The organism is Bradyrhizobium sp. ISRA464, assembly GCF_029910095.1.
Taxonomy (GTDB): Bacteria; Pseudomonadota; Alphaproteobacteria; order Rhizobiales; family Xanthobacteraceae; genus Bradyrhizobium.
The window spans coordinates 119,978-136,860 of record NZ_CP094526.1; the positions used below are offsets into that span (position 1 = coordinate 119,978).

17 protein-coding genes and 1 tRNA gene are annotated in these 16,883 nt (G+C 64.1%); 7 read left to right on the forward strand and 11 right to left on the reverse strand.

The window, feature by feature from the left end; genetic code table 11:
- Positions 1 to 71: 71 nt before the first annotated feature.
- The 7 genes from ptsN to MTX19_RS00570 all read right to left on the reverse strand — a co-directional run bounded on the left by ptsN (position 72) and on the right by MTX19_RS00570 (position 6,845).
- A complete protein-coding gene (ptsN, locus tag MTX19_RS00540) occupies positions 72 to 533 on the reverse strand; it encodes a PTS IIA-like nitrogen regulatory protein PtsN (protein ID WP_066514759.1) in 462 nt (153 codons plus the stop codon).
- A gap of 229 nt (positions 534 to 762) precedes the next feature.
- Entirely contained in the window at positions 763 to 1,362 is a 600-nt protein-coding gene (gene raiA / locus MTX19_RS00545) for a ribosome-associated translation inhibitor RaiA (RefSeq protein ID WP_280974711.1), read from the reverse strand.
- Between the two features lie 135 nt (positions 1,363 to 1,497).
- Positions 1,498 to 3,147, reverse strand: coding sequence for an RNA polymerase factor sigma-54 (gene rpoN, locus MTX19_RS00550; protein ID WP_280982008.1), 1,650 nt, complete (start codon positions 3,145 to 3,147; stop codon positions 1,498 to 1,500).
- A gap of 206 nt (positions 3,148 to 3,353) precedes the next feature.
- Positions 3,354 to 4,343, reverse strand: a complete 990-nt coding sequence (lptB, locus tag MTX19_RS00555) for an LPS export ABC transporter ATP-binding protein (RefSeq protein ID WP_280982009.1) — start codon at positions 4,341 to 4,343, stop codon at positions 3,354 to 3,356.
- Positions 4,344 to 4,636: 293 nt separating this feature from the next.
- Complete coding sequence (locus tag MTX19_RS00560; RefSeq protein ID WP_280985790.1) at positions 4,637 to 5,341, reverse strand: LptA/OstA family protein; 705 nt, start codon at positions 5,339 to 5,341, stop codon at positions 4,637 to 4,639.
- A gap of 5 nt (positions 5,342 to 5,346) precedes the next feature.
- Complete coding sequence (gene lptC, locus MTX19_RS00565) at positions 5,347 to 6,075, reverse strand: LPS export ABC transporter periplasmic protein LptC (protein ID WP_280982011.1); 729 nt, start codon at positions 6,073 to 6,075, stop codon at positions 5,347 to 5,349.
- Positions 6,076 to 6,230: 155 nt separating this feature from the next.
- Positions 6,231 to 6,845: a ribonuclease D gene (locus MTX19_RS00570; RefSeq protein WP_280982012.1), complete on the reverse strand. Its 615-nt coding sequence runs from the start codon at positions 6,843 to 6,845 to the stop codon at positions 6,231 to 6,233.
- A 282-nt stretch (positions 6,846 to 7,127) separates the two neighbouring features.
- Between MTX19_RS00570 and MTX19_RS00575 the strand changes: the two genes are divergently transcribed.
- Both MTX19_RS00575 and MTX19_RS00580 read left to right on the forward strand, forming a co-directional pair.
- Positions 7,128 to 8,399, forward strand: coding sequence for an MFS transporter (locus MTX19_RS00575; RefSeq protein WP_280982013.1), 1,272 nt, complete (start codon positions 7,128 to 7,130; stop codon positions 8,397 to 8,399).
- A 45-nt stretch (positions 8,400 to 8,444) separates the two neighbouring features.
- Complete coding sequence (locus tag MTX19_RS00580; protein WP_280982014.1) at positions 8,445 to 8,843, forward strand: tautomerase family protein; 399 nt, start codon at positions 8,445 to 8,447, stop codon at positions 8,841 to 8,843.
- 293 nt (positions 8,844 to 9,136) lie between these two features.
- On the opposite strand, the gene MTX19_RS00585 is transcribed toward MTX19_RS00580, so the two are convergent.
- Positions 9,137 to 9,223 (reverse strand) — tRNA-Leu (locus MTX19_RS00585).
- Between the two features lie 147 nt (positions 9,224 to 9,370).
- Here MTX19_RS00585 and MTX19_RS00590 point away from each other — a divergent pair.
- The gene (locus MTX19_RS00590) at positions 9,371 to 10,339 is read left to right on the forward strand and encodes a complex I NDUFA9 subunit family protein (protein ID WP_280982015.1); all 969 of its coding nucleotides are present in this window, start codon (positions 9,371 to 9,373) and stop codon (positions 10,337 to 10,339) included.
- A 183-nt stretch (positions 10,340 to 10,522) separates the two neighbouring features.
- Here the strand turns inward: MTX19_RS00590 and MTX19_RS00595 are convergent, their stop codons facing one another.
- Positions 10,523 to 11,329: an undecaprenyl-diphosphate phosphatase gene (locus MTX19_RS00595; RefSeq protein ID WP_280982016.1), complete on the reverse strand. Its 807-nt coding sequence runs from the start codon at positions 11,327 to 11,329 to the stop codon at positions 10,523 to 10,525.
- Positions 11,330 to 11,595: 266 nt separating this feature from the next.
- On the opposite strand from MTX19_RS00595, the gene MTX19_RS00600 reads away from it, so the two are divergent.
- Genes MTX19_RS00600 through MTX19_RS00610 form a run of 3 tightly spaced genes read left to right on the forward strand, consistent with a single transcriptional unit; the run spans position 11,596 to position 14,262 of the window.
- On the forward strand, positions 11,596 to 12,288 hold the full coding sequence (locus MTX19_RS00600) for a glutathione S-transferase family protein (protein ID WP_280974721.1): 693 nt from the start codon (positions 11,596 to 11,598) through the stop codon (positions 12,286 to 12,288).
- A complete protein-coding gene (gene queG / locus MTX19_RS00605) occupies positions 12,237 to 13,430 on the forward strand; it encodes a tRNA epoxyqueuosine(34) reductase QueG (RefSeq protein ID WP_280982017.1) in 1,194 nt (397 codons plus the stop codon). Before MTX19_RS00600 ends, queG begins: the two co-directional genes overlap by 52 nt.
- 34 nt (positions 13,431 to 13,464) lie before the next feature.
- Complete coding sequence (locus MTX19_RS00610; RefSeq protein ID WP_280982018.1) at positions 13,465 to 14,262, forward strand: acyl-CoA thioesterase domain-containing protein; 798 nt, start codon at positions 13,465 to 13,467, stop codon at positions 14,260 to 14,262.
- A gap of 230 nt (positions 14,263 to 14,492) precedes the next feature.
- On the opposite strand, the gene MTX19_RS00615 is transcribed toward MTX19_RS00610, so the two are convergent.
- Both MTX19_RS00615 and MTX19_RS00620 read right to left on the reverse strand, forming a co-directional pair.
- Positions 14,493 to 14,963: a nuclear transport factor 2 family protein gene (locus MTX19_RS00615; RefSeq protein ID WP_280982019.1), complete on the reverse strand. Its 471-nt coding sequence runs from the start codon at positions 14,961 to 14,963 to the stop codon at positions 14,493 to 14,495.
- Positions 14,964 to 15,083: 120 nt separating this feature from the next.
- Positions 15,084 to 15,878: an alpha/beta hydrolase gene (locus MTX19_RS00620; protein ID WP_280982020.1), complete on the reverse strand. Its 795-nt coding sequence runs from the start codon at positions 15,876 to 15,878 to the stop codon at positions 15,084 to 15,086.
- Positions 15,879 to 16,106: 228 nt separating this feature from the next.
- Here MTX19_RS00620 and infC point away from each other — a divergent pair, with 228 nt between their 5' ends.
- The gene (gene infC, locus MTX19_RS00625; protein WP_280984652.1) at positions 16,107 to 16,646 is read left to right on the forward strand and encodes a translation initiation factor IF-3; all 540 of its coding nucleotides are present in this window, start codon (positions 16,107 to 16,109) and stop codon (positions 16,644 to 16,646) included.
- Positions 16,647 to 16,883: the final 237 nt, after the last annotated feature.

Sequence of the window (16,883 nt, forward strand, 5' to 3'; positions counted from 1 at the left end):
ACGATTGCGAAGCGCGTGGCTTGCGACGCCTCTCGCGGGCAACGCCGGAGACGACTTCTGATTAAAGAACGTTACGCCGCGCTCGCGGGCGGCAGCGCGAGCACCGAGTAGATCGCCTGCGCGTCGCGCGAGGCGCGCAGCTTCTTGGCGACGTCCTGGTCGCGCAGCAGGCGGGCAATGCGCGCCAGCGCCTTGAGGTGGTCGGCACCGGCGCCTTCCGGCGCCAGCAGCAGGAAGATCAGGTCGACCGGCTGACCGTCCATCGCCTCGAAATCGATCGGGCGTTCGAGACGGGCGAACAAGCCGAACAGCTTCTCCAGCTTTGGCAGCTTGCCGTGCGGAATGGCGACGCCATAGCCGACGGCGGTGGTGCCAAGCTTCTCGCGCTGCAGCAGCACCTCGAAGATCGCGCGTTCGTTCTGCCCGGTCAGAGCCGAGGCACGCGCCGCGAGTTCCTGCAGCGCCTGCTTCTTGCTGATGACTTTCAAAGCCGGGAGAATCGCCTCGGGTGCGACCAAATCGGTAATCGGCATTGGGACGTTCCGAGGTGAATGAGACCGTCAGGTTGCGAGATAGGCGTTACAGCGTCGGCGTCAAGAAGGTGAGGTGGGATGCGGGCTTAGCCCCGGTCCTGGTTGGCAGGGCTTCTACTCCAACGCATCGGCAGTGCCAACACCTGCGGACCCTGTTCCGCCCCCTATCCGGGGCGGCGGACCATAAGCAGGGCTGGCTTCCAAGGTCAATGCCATCCACCATAATATCTCAGGGGGTAACCGCCGGGGGATCGACCCAGCCGACATTGCCGTCCGTACGACGGTAAATGATGTTCACCCGCCCGCTGCCGCCGTGCTGGAACACCAGGCAGGACGCGCCCGACAGGTCCAGCTCCATGACAGCTTCGCTGACCGACAGCCGCTTCAGCGCGGTGGTTGCTTCCGCAATGATCACGGGGCTGTACTCGGTGACCTCGTCCTCGTTCTCGGGCGCCTCGATGACATAGCTCGGCGCATCGAGCCCGACACCGTTCAGTTCGGCGAGTGCGGCGTTCGCGGCATAGGCCTTGCGGGCCGAGCGGTCCTTCAGCCGGCTCTTGTAGCGGCGCAGGCGCTTCTCGATCATCAGGAGCGCGGCGTCGGCGCTGGCATAGGCGTCGGTGGCGTTGGACTCGGCTTCCAGCGTGATGCCGGAATCCAGATGCAGCGCGCAATCGGTCCGGAAGCCGAAGCCATCCTTGCTCAGCGTGATGTGACCGGAATAGTTGCCATCAAAGTACTTTCGCAGGACCTCGTCGGTGCGCTCGCTGACGCGCGCGCGAAGCGCTTCGCCGATGCTGATGCTCTTTCCCGAGATTCGAAGGGTCATTTGATGCCTCGATTGCTGGATGCCTTGATCACTCTCTTGCCGGAGCATGATGGTTTTCTGGATTTCGGGTACCTTCCTTTCCGGGTTACGCCTGAAGGGGGAAGTTGAGACTAGCGCGATTCGGCGCGAAGGCAATTATACTGCAGCCGTAGTATCGCGCGATCGGTCGGAGGAGGAGGCTGAGGCCGAAAGGGCATTGCCGAGCATGCTCTGTTTGTCGCGGCGGCGCTGTACCGAGGACGGTATCCGCATCGCCTCGCGGTACTTCGCGACGGTGCGGCGGGCAATATCAATGCCGGACGCCCGCAAACGTTCCACGATCGTGTCGTCGGACAGGATCGCCGACGGCGCCTCGCCGTCGATCAATTGCTTGATGTGGTGACGCACCGCTTCCGCCGAATGCGCCTCGCCGCCGTCGGCGGACGCGATCGACGCGGTGAAGAAATACTTCAATTCAAAACTGCCGCGATTGGTCGCCATGTACTTGTTGGCGGTGACGCGCGACACCGTCGATTCATGCATCTGGATCGCGTCGGCGACCGCCTTCAGGTTCAGCGGCCGCAAATGCGCGACGCCATAGGTGAAGAAGCCGTCCTGCTGGCGCACGATTTCGGTCGCAACCTTCAGGATGGTGCGGGCGCGCTGATCGAGCGCGCGCACCAGCCAGGTCGCATTCTGCAGGCAATCGGTGAAGTACGACTTGTCACCGTCCTTGCGAATCGTCTTCGACAGCTCAGCGTAGTAGGTCTGGTTGACCAGCACACGCGGCAGAGTGTCGCTGTTGAGCTCGACATGCCAGCCGCCATCGGGACCCGGCCGCACATAGACGTCAGGCACCATGGTCTGCGCCCGCGACGTGCCGAACTTCAACCCGGGCTTCGGATCGAGCCGGCGGATCTCCGCGATCATGTCGGTGATGTCTTCGTCGTCGACGCCGCAGAGCTTCCGCAAGCCAGCGATGTCGCGCTTGGCAAGCAGGTCGAGATGCTCGACCAGCGCCTGCATCGCGGGATCGTAACGGTTGAGCTCGCGCAGCTGGATCGCCAGGCATTCGCTCAAGTTTCGCGCGCACACGCCCGGCGGATCGAACTTCTGCAGCGTCGCGACGACCTCGTCGACCGCGGCTTGCGACGTGCCGAGCCGCTCGGCGGCTTGGCCGAGATCGGCCGGCAGGTAACCGGCCTCGTCGACCAAGTCTATCAGGTACTGCCCGATCATGCGCTGCGCGGGCGCGGAGAAGGCCACCGCGAGCTGTTCGGCGAGGTGGTCGGCCAGCGTCACCTCGGCGGCCACAAAGGCTTCGAGATTGTATTCGTCGTCGCTGGAGGCGCCTCCGCCCCACTCGGTGTAGACCGAAGGCGGCGCGTCCTGCGCGGCGCGCGCGGCGGCTTCCGCCGGCTCCTCGGAAAAGACGTTGTCGAGGCCGGTATCCAGCGTCTGCTCGATCTCGGCGCGGGTGCCGAGATCGCGGTTCAGCCATTCCTCCTGGCCGGGCTCGAATGCCTCGGCAACGGAACCGCCGGCCATGTCGCCCGGTTCGCCGCCGTCGTCGCCATCACCGCCGGAATCGCCATAGTCCGGCCGCTCCATGGCGGCCTCGCCTGCCACCGGCGGCTCAGGACCATCCGCGGCCCGCTCGAGCAGCGGGTTGCGTTCCAGTTCCTCCTCGACGAAGGCCGATAGGTCCAGGTTCGACAGCTGCAGCAGCTTGATCGCCTGCATCAGCTGCGGCGTCATGACCAGCGACTGCGACTGGCGGAACTCTAGTCTTTGCGTCAGTGCCATGGAGGCAAGAACGATCCAGAAAAGTTGGCTCGATTTTTGCTTAGCTCAGTCTGCGTGCGATGTACACGGCTTGACGGATCGGAATTTTGGGGTAGGCGAGATCGGCAACAGTGGACGCCCCGGTTTGGCGCCCGACCGCGCGTCAAATTCCCCAAGTAGCGCATGATCTTATCGCCAAACCGCGTCACACTTTGGCGGATCATGCGCTAAAGGCGGAATTCCTCGCCAAGGTAAAGCCGCCGTACATCGGGATCATTAACGATGTCTTCCGGGCTGCCTTCGGTCAAGATTTCGCCGGCATAGACGATATAGGCGCGGTCGGTGAGGCCGAGCGTCTCGCGGACATTGTGGTCGGTGATGAGAACGCCGATGCCGCGGTTGGTGAGATGGCGCACGAGATCCTGGATGTCGCCGACCGCGATCGGGTCGATGCCGGCGAACGGCTCGTCGAGCAGCATGTAATTGGGGCGGGTCGCCAGCGCGCGGGCGATCTCGACGCGGCGGCGTTCGCCACCGGACAGCGCGATCGACGGGCTTTTCCGCAAACGGGTGATGTTGAACTCGTCGAGCAGCGAATCCAGCTCGTGCTCGCGCTTCTTGCGCGAAGGCTCGACGACCTCGAGCACCGCGCGGATGTTCTGCTCGACGGAGAGACCGCGGAAGATCGAGGCTTCCTGCGGAAGATAGCCGATGCCGAGGCGGGCGCGCTGGTACATCGGCAGCTTGGTGACGTCGTGGCCATCGAGCTCGATCGCGCCGCGATCGGCCTTGATCAGGCCGGTGATCATGTAGAACACCGTGGTCTTGCCGGCACCGTTCGGCCCCAGCAGCCCGACCGCCTCACCACGACGGACATAGATGCTGACGCCGCGCACCACCTGGCGGCTGCCGAAGCTCTTTTCCACGCTATGCACAGCCAGATAGCCCGGCCGCTTGATCAGCTGCGGTGCGCCGGCGGCGCCGTTGCCCCTCGTAGGCCTGGCGCGCGGTGCTGCGGGTGCGGGCTGGGGCTGGGGCCGCGGCAGCTCCACGCCGGGAACCGGGGCGGCACGCGCCATTGGCGGCGCGTCGCGGACCGGGCTTGCCAGCATGTCGCCGAATGAATCGCCGAGCGCCGTGATGTCGTCGCGCGAGCGCGCAAATCCGCTGCTGCGTTTCGCAGGGCGCCGCCGGAACATGCCGAGAAAATCCACCATCCCCGCTTCGCTTCAGCCTTTCATGGTGATCCCGCGACCTTGCCCGCAGACCAGTCGATTCGCACGCGAACCCGAGCATGTTCCGGAAAACTGGGCACCGGCTTCCGGACCGACCATGCTCAAACAATACGACAAGGCGCGATGACCGCGCCTTGAATGAATGGATGCCCCGAGCCTGGCCAACATCTCGATCCCCCTCAAGCGCATCTCCAGGCCGGGCCACTCCAGTAAATACAATCTCGCTCCGCGCGCTTCAACCTCGCGGGCCGAGGATATTATCTAACGTATTGATTCTACTTGGGCTTGCCTGGAAGAAGCTGAAGCGGCGACGGCGGGGCCGAACCGGGCGCGGCCGGCGTCCCGCATTTGCCGTTCTGCCCGCCCTGGGACTGGATGAACAGGCCCTGCACCTTGCCGCTATTGGATTCGACGCGCGAGACGCCGGTGGTCATGTCGACCAGCAGACGGTCGCCGCGCAGCACGTTCTGGCACTGGGTCAGCACCACGCCGCCGAGCATCGTGATCAGGTTGGTCTTGGTGTCGAAGATCGCGGTTTCGCCGGTAACCACCTGATCCTTTTGGGTTACCACGACGTTGCCCCGCGCCTCGAGGCGTTTGATCGACGACGCGCCGCCGGGGCCGGGGGTCGCCGACTGCATCGGGGCGGCGGAGCCCTTCGCGCCCTTGGCGTTGCTGTTGGCCGGCTGCTGCTGCGACTGGCCCGAGCTCGATTCGTAGAACACCACCAGCGTCTTCGAGGTCATGGTGGTGTCGCCCTGCACCACCTTCACGTTGCCGGAGAAGGTCGCTTCCTTCTTCTTGTCGCGCATTTCGAGCGAGGCGGCCTCGATCTGGATCGGCTGGTCGCGGTTCTGCGAAAAGCCCTGCATGGCGTTGGGGACGCCGGTCATCGAGCCTTGCGCGCTTGCAGCGCTCGCGGCGAAGAGCGAGAGCGCGAACGCCGCAATTGCTGTGCCGCGCGGAAAAGATCTCATCATCAATGTCATTTCGGGTTGGCGGATCTGCGTGCCTTGGGCGGCGGCGGAGGTGGTGCGGGTTCGGCGGGCTGGCTGGCGGCGTTATTGTCGCCGAGCTTGTCGAGATGCATCACCACGTTGCCCTCGAACCGCACAACTTCGCCGTTGTTGTAGATCCGCAGCTTGTCGGAGGTCAGCGTCCCGTCGAGCAGCTTGACGTCGACATGCTCGTCCGAGGTCACGGTGCCCTTGTTCATGTCGACGAAGGCCTGCGTCAGCCTCGCCTCATAGCCGGTCGACGATTGCAGGAAGATATCCTTGCGCAGGTCGAGCAGCTGCTGCTTGTTGTCGAAGAAGCCGGTGCGCGCATCCATCGTCACCGTCGATTGGTCCTCCATCGCCACCTTGGCGCGGATCGTCTTCAACTCGACATGATCGGGATCGGTCACGTCCTGGATCGCAGCCTTGGCCCACATCTCGTAGGGCCGCCCGTCGGTCGAGAAGCCGGACAAATGCGGCGATTCCATCGTGATCTTGGTCCCCGACACCACGAGATTGTCCATCTCGACGGGCATTTTGGGCATCAGAGCGCGGAACGGATTGACGATCGAAACGAAGACGATCGCCGCCATCGCCAGCACCACCGCCGCCGGCACCGCGATGCGCAGGATCCGCACCATGCGGCTGTGCCGCGCGGCCGCGGCAAAGCGCGCCTCGAGGGTGGCGCCGTAGGCTGGATTCTGAACCGAACTCACCGCTGCTCCAGAGGCGCGAAATTGCCGTCCATCCTACCCGTAGCCGCACAAATATGCAGCCCGGACTTCGCGTCGCGCCCCCGAAAGCGACCTCGCGTGAACAGTTTGGCCGAAACGGGGCGGAAATGGCCTCCGCCGACCGAAATCGTCGCCGTTCACGAATGTGCGAAAATATCCTCGGCCTCCCAGCCGTCGAGATCGAGCTTGGCGCGGGCCGGGAGGAATTCGAAACAGGCCTTGGCCAGGTCGGTCCGCCCCTCGCGCGCCAGCATGGCATCGAGCTTGTCGCGCAGCGCGTGCAGATGCAGCACGTCGGAGGCCGCGTAGGCGAGCTGCGCCTCGCTCAGCGTCGCTGCGCCCCAGTCGCTCGACTGCTGCTGCTTCGACAGATCGACGTTCAGCACCTCCCGCACCAGGTCCTTCAGGCCATGGCGATCGGTGTAGGTGCGGGTGAGCCGCGAGGCGATCTTGGTGCAGTAGACCGGCTTCGGCATCACACCGAAGGTGTTGTAGAGCACCGCGACGTCGAACCGCGCGAAATGGAAGATCTTGGTGATGGCGGGATTGGCGAGCAGCGCCTTCAGGTTCGGCGAATCGGTGTGCCCCTTCGGAATCTGGATCACGTCGGCGGTGCCGTCGCCATTCGACATCTGCACCACGCAGAGCCGGTCGCGATGCGGATGCAGCCCCATGGTCTCGGTATCGATTGCCACCGAATCGGTGTAGCGGGACAGGTCGGGCAGATCGCCGCGATGCAGGCGGATGGTCATGAAAACTGGCCTCAAGTTCCAAATGTCGATTCGGCGCGACACTACCCTCCAAAGAGCAGGGATGCGAGCGGATAGGCTGCTTCCGGCCACCCTGCGCCGCGCCTCCGACAGGGTCTCGCCTGAGCCCAAATAGGGCAGCAACTGCCGCGAATCGAGCATTTTTGCACCCCGGCTCGCAATTGGACATAGGTTTGCCCCTCGCCCGCCCGGTGAAATTGTCCCGGCCCCACCCTATCTGTTGCCAGCCCTTCGCCCGCTTGTGCCCCCAACGAAAAGAATGACATGACCGATCAGACTCTGGCAGCGCCGATCGATGACCCGCAGCAGCAGGAGCGCGGCTTTTCGCGCTACCAGTCACTCCTCATTGCGCTGCTCGCGTTCACGCAGTTCACCATCATCCTCGATTTCATCATCATGTCGCCGCTCGGCGCCATCCTGATGCCGTCGCTCAACATCAGCGCCGGACAATTCGGCGTGGCGGTTTCGGCTTACGCGTTCAGTGCCGGAATGTCCGGCATCCTCGCTGCCGGTTTTGCCGATCGCTTCGACCGCAAGCGCCTGCTCTTGTTCTTCTATGTCGGCTTCGCGCTCGGCACCGCGCTCTGCGCGCTGGCACAGGATTTCCACGTGCTGCTGCTCGGCCGGATCGTCACCGGATTGTTCGGCGGCGTGATCGGTTCCGTCGTGCTCGCCATCATCACCGACCTGTTCCCGCTGCAGCAGCGCGGCCGCGTGATGGGGTTCGTGCAAACCGCGTTCGCCGCGAGCCAGGTGCTCGGCATTCCCGCCGGGCTGTTTCTCGCCAACCACTGGAACTGGCACGTCGCCTTCGCCGCGATCGTCGGTCTGTCGATCGTGGCGATCGCCGCCATCGCGCTCGCGATGCAGCCGGTCGATGCACATCTGCGGTTCAAGCAGGACACCAATCCGTTCAAGCACCTGATCGCGACCGTCGGCGAGCCGCGCTATACGCTCGCCTTCGCGGTGACGACGCTGCTGGCGACCGGCGGCTTCATGCTGATGCCGTTCGGCAGCGCCTATACCGTGCACAATCTCGGCATCGACATCGTTCACCTTCCGACGATCTATCTCGTCTCCGGCCTGTTCAGCATCATCATGGGGCCGCTGGTCGGCCGTGCCAGCGACACGTTCGGCAAGTATCCGACCTTCGTGTTCGGCAGCGCCGTATCCGTCGTCATGGTGCTGATCTACACCCATCTCGGCCAGGTCTCGCTGATCACCGCGATCGTCGTCAACGTGCTGATGTTCGTCGGCATCTTCTCGCGCATGATCCCGTCGCAGGCGCTGATGTCGGCGATCCCGGACGCGAGCCAGCGCGGCTCGTTCAGCGCGGTCAGCGCCTCCGTGCAACAGCTCTCGGGCGGGCTCGGCTCGGTGCTGGCGGCGGCGATCATCGCGGAGAACCCGGACGGTTCGCTGCTGCATTTCGACCGGCTGGGATACATCGTTGTCGCGACGTCGATCGTCTCGCTGGTCGCGATGTACTTTGTGCAGAAAGCGGTCGCGAAGCGGAGCGGCCGGCGCATGGTGTGAGCGCAAGGCATCTTCCGCACGAGACCCATCCAGGGAGGTCGACCCATGCCGCTCGTCAACATCTCGCTCCTGAAGGGCAAGTCGAAGGACCACATCCGCGCCATCTCCGATGGCGTCCACCAGGCGCTGATGGACACCTACAGCGTGCCGCCGGGCGATCGCTTCCAGTTCATCCGTCAGCATGAGCGGGAGGAATTCATCTACGACCCCGACTATCTCGGCATTCACCGCACCGACGACGTGGTGTTCATTCACATCGTCGCCGGCAATTGGCGCGACACCGCGACCAAGAAGGCGCTCTACAGGGCGATCGCCGACCGCCTCGTCGAGAAGCCGGGCCTGCGGCGCGAAGACGTGCAGATAATCCTGTCGCCCAATGCGCGCGACGAGTGGTCGTTCGGCAACGGGCTCGCCTCCTACCTGCAGGACATCGATCCGGCCTGAGGCCGTTGCGCCGACGGCTAAGGCTCGTCCGGCACTGATTTTCGGTTTGTCAGCCTGATTGCCTGGCGGTCTTCCCTTTGATGCCCGCCAATATTCCTCGGCGTGGCGGTCGATTTCGACGGGCGAAGTGCTCAGACGGTAGAGGCGAGCGCAATCACGCCGCGCATAGCAAACGGCTTACACCTGAAAACTGTGGCTCGCCCGATATCGGCCGATCGGCAGCCCAAATTCCCAGCAATCGAGCGATTTCAATCGCTTGCAAAGGGAGTGGTGCCCAGGACTTGCAAAGGGAGTGGTGCCCAGGAAAGGACTCGAACCTTCACGGCCGTGAAGCCACTGGCACCTGAAGCCAGCGCGTCTACCAATTCCGCCACCTGGGCACGTGGGCCGCTCTAGTAAGGTTCGATGACGCGCTTGTCAAATTCGCGATTGGAAAATCAAATACCCTGTACACGATGGGGCCGATGGCGTATCGCCAACCGGCTAAATACCCTCAATAACTCTCGAATCCGGCAGGAACTGACCTCATGGCATCGAACCTCGACACGCTCGTCACTGTCTTCGGCGGATCGGGTTTTCTGGGGCGGAACGTGGTCCGGGCGCTCTGCAAGCGCGATTACCGCATCCGAGTCGCGGTGCGGCGGCCCGAGCTTGCCGGCCATTTGCAGCCGCTCGGCCGGGTCGGGCAGATCCACGCCGTGCAGGCCAATGTGCGCTACCCCGCCTCGGTTGAGGCCGCGATGCGTGATTCGCATGTCGCCATCAACCTGGTGGGCATCCTGGCCCAGGGCGGCGGGCAGACCTTCGACGCCGTGCAGCAGAAGGGGGCCGAGACGGTTGCCAAGGCGGCGGCTGCCGCAGGCGCCCGGATGGTCCATGTCTCGGCGATCGGCGCCAACGAGAATTCGGCCTCCGGCTATTTCCGCTCCAAGGCCGCCGGCGAGCAGGCAGTGCTCGCTGCTTCTCCCTCGGCCACGATCATCCGGCCGTCGCTGTTGTTCGGGCCCGAGGATCACTTCACCAACCGCTTTGCGGCGCTGGCGCGGATGTCGCCGGCGCTGCCGCTGGTCGGCGGCGGGGTCAACAAGCTGCAGCCGGCCTATGTCGCCGACGTGGCGCGGGCCGTGGCCGACGCCGTCGACGGCAAGACCAAGGCCGGCGCAACTTACGAGCTCGGCGGGCCGGAAGTGCTGACCATGCGCGAGGTAATGAAGATCATCCTGGAGATCACCAAGCGTGACCGCATGCTGGTGCCGCTGCCGTTCGGCCTCGCCAGGCTGATGTCGGTGTTCCTGCAGTTCGCCCCCGGCGCGCTCAAGCTGACCCCGGACCAGGTCGCGATGCTGCGCGCCGACAATGTGGTGTCGGATGCTGCGAGGGCAGAGGGCCTGACCTTCGCCGGCCTCGGCATCAGGCCCGACTCGATGGAAACCATCGCCCGGCAATATCTCTGGCGCTTCCGCGCGACGGGGCAGTTCCAGAAGAAGAGCGCGTAGGCGCAGTCGCAACGGGACTCCGCCCCCTCTCCCGCTTGCGGGGGAGGGCTGGGGTGGGGGTGTTGCCATGAGCGATAACCTTCGTGTGGAGAGAGCCCCCACCCGTATTGCATCTTCGATGCAATAAGACCTCCCCCGCAAGCGGGAGAGGTGAAAACACAGCGAAACTTCGAGTGACTTGTCTTACCGGCCCATCGCCAGCGCGATCAGGCCGAGCGTGCCGACGATCACGCGCCACCAGGCGAAGAAGGTGAAGCCGCGGCGGGTGACGAAGTTGAGGAACGCTCGCACCACGATGACCGCGGTGATGAACGAGACCACGAAGCCGATCGCGATGATGCCGAGGCCGTCGGTCGTGAAGTCGCCGCGGTTCTTGTAGAAATCATAGGCGAACGCGCCGATCATGGTCGGGATCGCGAGGAAGAACGAGAACTCCGCCGACGAGCGCTTGTCGGCGCCGAGCAACATCGCGGCCACGATGCTGGCGCCCGAGCGCGACACGCCGGGGATCATCGCCATGCACTGCGCAACGCCGATCCAGAAGTACATCAGCAACGGGAATCGGGTCGCGTCGTCCTCATAGAACTTGAGATCGAGCTGATCGACCCACAGCAGGATGGCGCCGCCGACGATCAGCGAGAAGCAGACCACCCACGGATTGAACAGGAATTCCTTGATGTATTTGCCGGCAATCAGACCGATCACCACCGCCGGCAGGAAGGCCACCAGCACGCCGATGACGAAGCGCCGGTCGTCGGGATTGGTGAACATGCCGAGCGCGATGCGCCACAATTTGGCGAAATAAAGGACGACGATCGCCAGGATCGCGCCGAGCTGAATCAGGATCGCAAAGCTCTTCCAGAAGTCGCCTTCGCCGAGATTGAAGAAGCGCTCAGCAAGCAGCAGGTGGCCCGTCGAAGAAACCGGCAGGAACTCCGTGACGCCCTCGACAATGCCGAGAATCACGGCCCGCAGCGTATCCGTCATCATGATGTGGTCTGCCCCTGTCTGGAAGAACCGCGCTCTTCTGGCCTATTCACCCCTATGCTGCAATCGCAAAAAAACGGCAAACAGTTGTTGCCTGACGGATTTGCTGAGCTATAGCGTTTTTGTGACCCGCACCCCCCGCGGGGGTGGCTACCGCTTTGCGTGATCACGCGACATAGAGTCGATCGAGGCTGGTTCGGCCAAGCCCCTCAAGTTCACGTCACACAGGTTGATGGTTTCTTAAGCGCCGCGACACTACCAAGGACTGCATGTACACGCTGTATCACCATCCGTTCTGTCCGCATTCGCGATTCATCCGCCTCGTGCTCGGCGAGTACGGCCTCGATCTGCGCCTTGTGGAGGAGCGGGTCTGGGAACGGCGCGAAGCGTTTCTTGCGCTCAATCCGGCGGCGACCACACCGGTGTTGATCGCGGAGGGCTTTCCGCCGGTTCCGGGTGCTGCGATCATCGCCGAATATGTCGACGAGGCGCATGGCCTTAACGCCGGCGAGCGACGGCTGTTGCCGACGTCGATGGCCGAGCGCGTCGAGGTGCGCCGGCTGATGGCGTGGTTCAACGAAAAGTTCTTCGAGGAAGCCTCCAACCCGCTGGTGACCGAGCGCATCTACAAGCGTTTCATGAGCGAGGACAATGGCGGCGGTCCGCCGGCCCCCGACATCATGCGCGCGGCCAAGGTCAATGTGCGTTATCATTTGAGCTATATCGGCTGGCTCGCGAAGACGCGGAACTATCTCGCCGGCGACCGGCTTACTTACGCGGATCTCGCCGCCGCGGCGCATCTTTCGGCGATCGATTATCTAGGCGACGTGCCATGGAGCGAGGACGACGCTGCAAAGTCGTGGTACGCGCGGGTGAAATCCCGCCCGTCGTTTCGCCCGCTGCTCAGCGAATGGCTGGCGGGGGTGCCGGCGTCGCGCACCTATGTGGACCTCGACTTCTGAACCAGACGGTCAGGCTTTCTCCTGATGATCTGAAGGCGGCGCTGATGCGCGAGGCGCATGCGCTCGGCTTCGACAGCATCGGCATCACCGGTCCCGACGCCATCGCGCAGGCCGGCAGGCATTTCCTCGAATTCCTCGACAGCGGCGGCCATGGCGACATGGACTGGCTCGCCGCCAGCCCCGCGCGCCGCACCGATCCGCGCGGGTTGTGGCCGGGGGTGCGCTCGATCATCATGCTCGGCGTCAACTATGGACCCAACGAGGATCCGCTCAGAATTCTTGAGCGCCGCAGCCGCAGCGCGATCTCGGTCTATGCGCAGGGCGACGATTATCACGAAGTGATCAAGAAGCGCCTGAAGACGTTGGCGCGATGGCTCGCTGCGACCACTGGCGACGAGGTGAAGGTGTTCATCGACACCGCCGCCGTGATGGAGAAGCCCTTGGCGCAGGCCGCCGGCATCGGCTGGCAGGGCAAGCACACCAATCTCGTCTCGCGCGAATTCGGCTCGTGGCTGTTCCTCGGCGCGATCTATTCCGCCACCGAGCTACCGCGCGACGAGCCTGACACCGATCATTGCGGCAGCTGCCGCGCCTGTCAGGACATCTGCCCGACCGCGGCGTTTCCCGCTCCCTACAAGCTCGATGCGCGGCGCTGCATCTCGTATCTCACCATCGAGAACAAGGGACCGATCCCGCACGAATTCCGCAAGAGCATCGGCAACCGCATCTATGGCTGCGACGACTGCCTTGCCGTGTGCCCGTGGAACAAGTTCGCGCAAGCGGGACGCGAACAGAAGCTCGCCGCGCGCGACGCGTTGCGCGCGCCAAATCTTGCCGATCTGGCGCGGCTCGACGATGGAGCCTTTCGCGCGCTGTTTGCGAAATCACCGGTCAAGCGCATCGGCCGCGACCGCTTCATCCGCAATGTGCTGATCGCGATCGGCAATTCGGACGATGCGAGCCTCGCGGGCGAAGCGCGGCGCTTGCTTGGCGATGCAAGCCCGCTGGTGCGCGGCGCCGCGGTGTGGGCGTTGTCGCAACTGATCGCGCGGGATGAGTTCGCGGCGCTGGCGTCGCGGGCCGGCGGCGAGCCCGACGTCACCGTGCAGCAGGAGTGGCGCGCGGCCCGCGCTGCCTCTTGATTTCATCGCGCTGTTCCCGTCATGGTCGCGCGCCATGACAAACCAGCCCTTCTTCACCAGGCACGGCAACGGCTTCATGCCGACGGCCGTTGCGAACGGACCGTGGAGTCCGGAATCCCTGCACGGCCGCGTCGTGATCGGCCTGCTCGCTTTTGTCATCGAGGAGCGCCACGGCTCCGATGATTTCGTGCCGGCGCGGCTGACCGTCGACATGTTCCGGCTGCCCAACATCACGACGCCGATCGAGGTGACGACGAGGCTGGTGCGTGACGGCATGCGCATCAAGGTGATCGAGGCCGAATTTGTCTCCGGCGGCACCAGCATGGCGCGCGCCTCCTGTCAGCTGTTGCGCAAAACGGAAAATGCGCCCGGCAACGTCTGGTCGCCGCCGAACTGGGAGGTGCCGGCGCCATCGGACATTCCGAAGCCGACCGATCCCCGGCTCGGCATGAACGGCAAATGGGAAACGCGGCCGATCACAGGCCACATGGGCTCGCTGGGTGCCCGCCGGCTCTGGATGAGCGAGGTGCGCGAGCTCGTCGAGGGCGTGGCGATGACGCCGTTCGTCCACGTCGCGACCGGCGCGGATTTCGCCAGCCCGTTCGCCAACGCCGGCGACCAGGGGCTCGGCTACATCAACAGCGATGTCACGATTTATCTGCATCGCCTGCCGCTGACGCGATGGATCGGCTTCGAGGTGGTGAACCATCACGCCACCGACGGCATCGCGATCGGCGAATGCTGGCTCTACGACGAGAAGGGGCCGATCGGCACGTCGACGGTCGCGGCGCTGGCCCAGCGCCGGCCGATGACCAATCCGCCGCCGCCGTAATCACTCTCCGTCGTCATTGCGAGGAGCGATAGCGACGAAGCAATCCATCGTTCCGCCTACGCTGAAACATGGATTGCTTCGTCGCTATCGCTCCTCGCAATGACGGTGCTGAGGAGGCTAAGGCGTGATGAGACTAGGTCGAGCTGGAACGGCAACGGAGATTCACCTCTCCCTTGGGAGAGGTAAGGCGAGTCCGTCGCCGAACCGATTCGATCCAAACTCATCTTGCCTTAAGGCGTCAGATGCCGCGCCATCTCCGGCCGTGCCTTCAGCGCGGCGCCCTGCTTGGCGACGATCTTGGCGATCCGCTCCGGCGCGAAATTCAGGTCGACGAAGGCGGGCGCGGTGTTGGCGACCTCGTGATAACAAGTGATCTTGCCGTCCCGCAGCGTCATGATCGAGACGCCCTCGAACATCGCGCGGGCGCCGTTGGCTTCGGGCAAGGTCGAGCGGTAGCTGAACGTGTAGCGCGCGTAGAGTGTCTCGCCGTCGCTGACGGGGTCGTGCATGTCCCAGCGGAAATCGGTCGCGGTCCGGTAGAACCAGTCGTCGATCATCTCGGCGATCCGAGCGTGGCCCTTGAACGCGCCGTAGAACACGTCGTGATAGACGCCGTCCTCGGTGAAGAGGCTTGCAAAAGCCTTGCCGTTGCGCTGCTCGACCGCGTCGCAGAATGCGCGCAGCATGTCGTTGATCGTCATTGGCATTCCTCCCGCCGTCATGCCCCGCGCAGGCGGGGCATCCAGTATTCCAGAGGGGCTGCTTTGAATCGAGGGGCCGCGGCGTACTGGATCATCCGCTTTCGCGGATGATGACAGCAATTAGCCGATCTCCGCCACGGCGGCGATGATCCGCGCGATGTCCTGCGGCCGCGACAGGCGATGGTCGCCGTCCTGGATCATGGTCAGCACGACGTCCTCGGCCGGCAGCCGGTGCACCAGCGCAAAGGCATGCTTCCACGGCACGTCGGGATCCTGCGCGCCCTGCAGGATGCGCACCGGGCAGCCGACGTCGATCTTGCTGCCGAGCAGGAGGTGGTTGCGGCCCTCCTCGATCAAATTGCGCGTGATCGGATAGGGCGTGCCGTCGCCATATTCCGAGGGCCGGAGCCAGACGCCCTTGGTCTCGATCTCGGCGCGGATCTCCGGCGAGAACCCCTTCCACATCAGCTCTTCGGTGAAATCCGGCGCCGGCGCGATCAGCACCAAACCCGCGAGCTGTGCCTGACCGTTGCCGCGCCTGGCGATCTCGCGCGCCAGCAACAGCGCCATCCAGCCGCCCATCGACGAGCCGATCACCACCTGCGGCCCGCGGCAGAACTCGGTGAATACCGCCACGCTCTCTTCGAGCCAGCGGCCGATCGTGCCGTCGACGAATTGCCCGCCGGATTCGCCGTGGCCGGAATAGTCGAACCTGACGCAGCCGCGGCCGTGCTCGGCGGCCCACGTGTCGAGCGCGATCGCCTTGGTGCCCTTCATGTCGGAATTGAAACCGCCGAGCCAGAACAGCCCGGGACTGCTGCCTGAACGGGCGCGCACCGCGATCCGGCGCCGGCCATTGCCCTCGCCGAGCTCGATGAAGGCGGGTTCCTGATCGGGGGCGGCGATTTGGCTCATGGTTCGGTCACTCGCGTGTCAGACAATTGGTTTTCGATGAGCTGATGGCATCGGTCAACGGCTGGGGTCCACGCCTTGCGGAGCACGCGTGCCCGCTATATGTGCCGGGCGTGGCCAAAATGCCTCGCAATCGGCGGTTTTGCCGCGTAAATGGCGAGCACGCTTGCCCGTTGCAGCATCTTGCTTCAAAATATCCGCCTTCCCTTTCACAACTTTGGAGAGTTACCCATTCGCCGTCCCAATAGAGCCCCGCCGACAGTCGCCAAAGACGGGCCGCGCACCAATGACGAGATCCGCAACGCACAGATCCAGCTGATTGATCAGGACGGTGTCAACAAAGGCACCGTTGAAACCGTGGTGGCCGTGCGCATGGCCATGGAAGCCGGCATGGACCTCGTCGAGATTTCGCCGAATACCAGCCCTCCCGTCTGCAAGATCATGGACTACGGGAAGTACAAGTATTCCGCGCAGAAGAAAGCCGCCGAAGCCCGCAAGAAGCAGAAGGTCGTCGAGATCAAGGAGATCAAGCTCCGCCCGATGATCGACGATCACGACTACGACGTGAAGATGCGCGCGATGCAGCGCTTCTTCGAGGAAGGCGACAAGGTCAAGATCACCTTGCGCTACCGCGGTCGTGAGATGGCGCACCAGGAGATCGGCACTAAGCTCCTGGACAAGGTGAAGGCCGACGTCGCGGAGTTCGCCAAGGTCGAGCAGGACGCGAAGTTCGAGGGCCGCCAGGTCGTGATGGTGCTGGCGCCGCGCTAGTTCGATCAGTCCGTTGTTCGCGATGAAACGGCCTGCCAGATCGTCTGGCGGGCTGTTTCTTTTCGTAGCCCGGATTCCAGTAGCCCGGATGGAGCGCAGCGCAATCCGGGGCAGGTCAAGCCGCGGATGCACCGTCCCGGATTTCGCTCCGCTCCATCCGGGCTACGGTTCCGGACCCGTTTCCCCGCTTCAATCGTTGCAAAATGGCCGATCCTCTGCCATAAGCCGGCCTTCGCC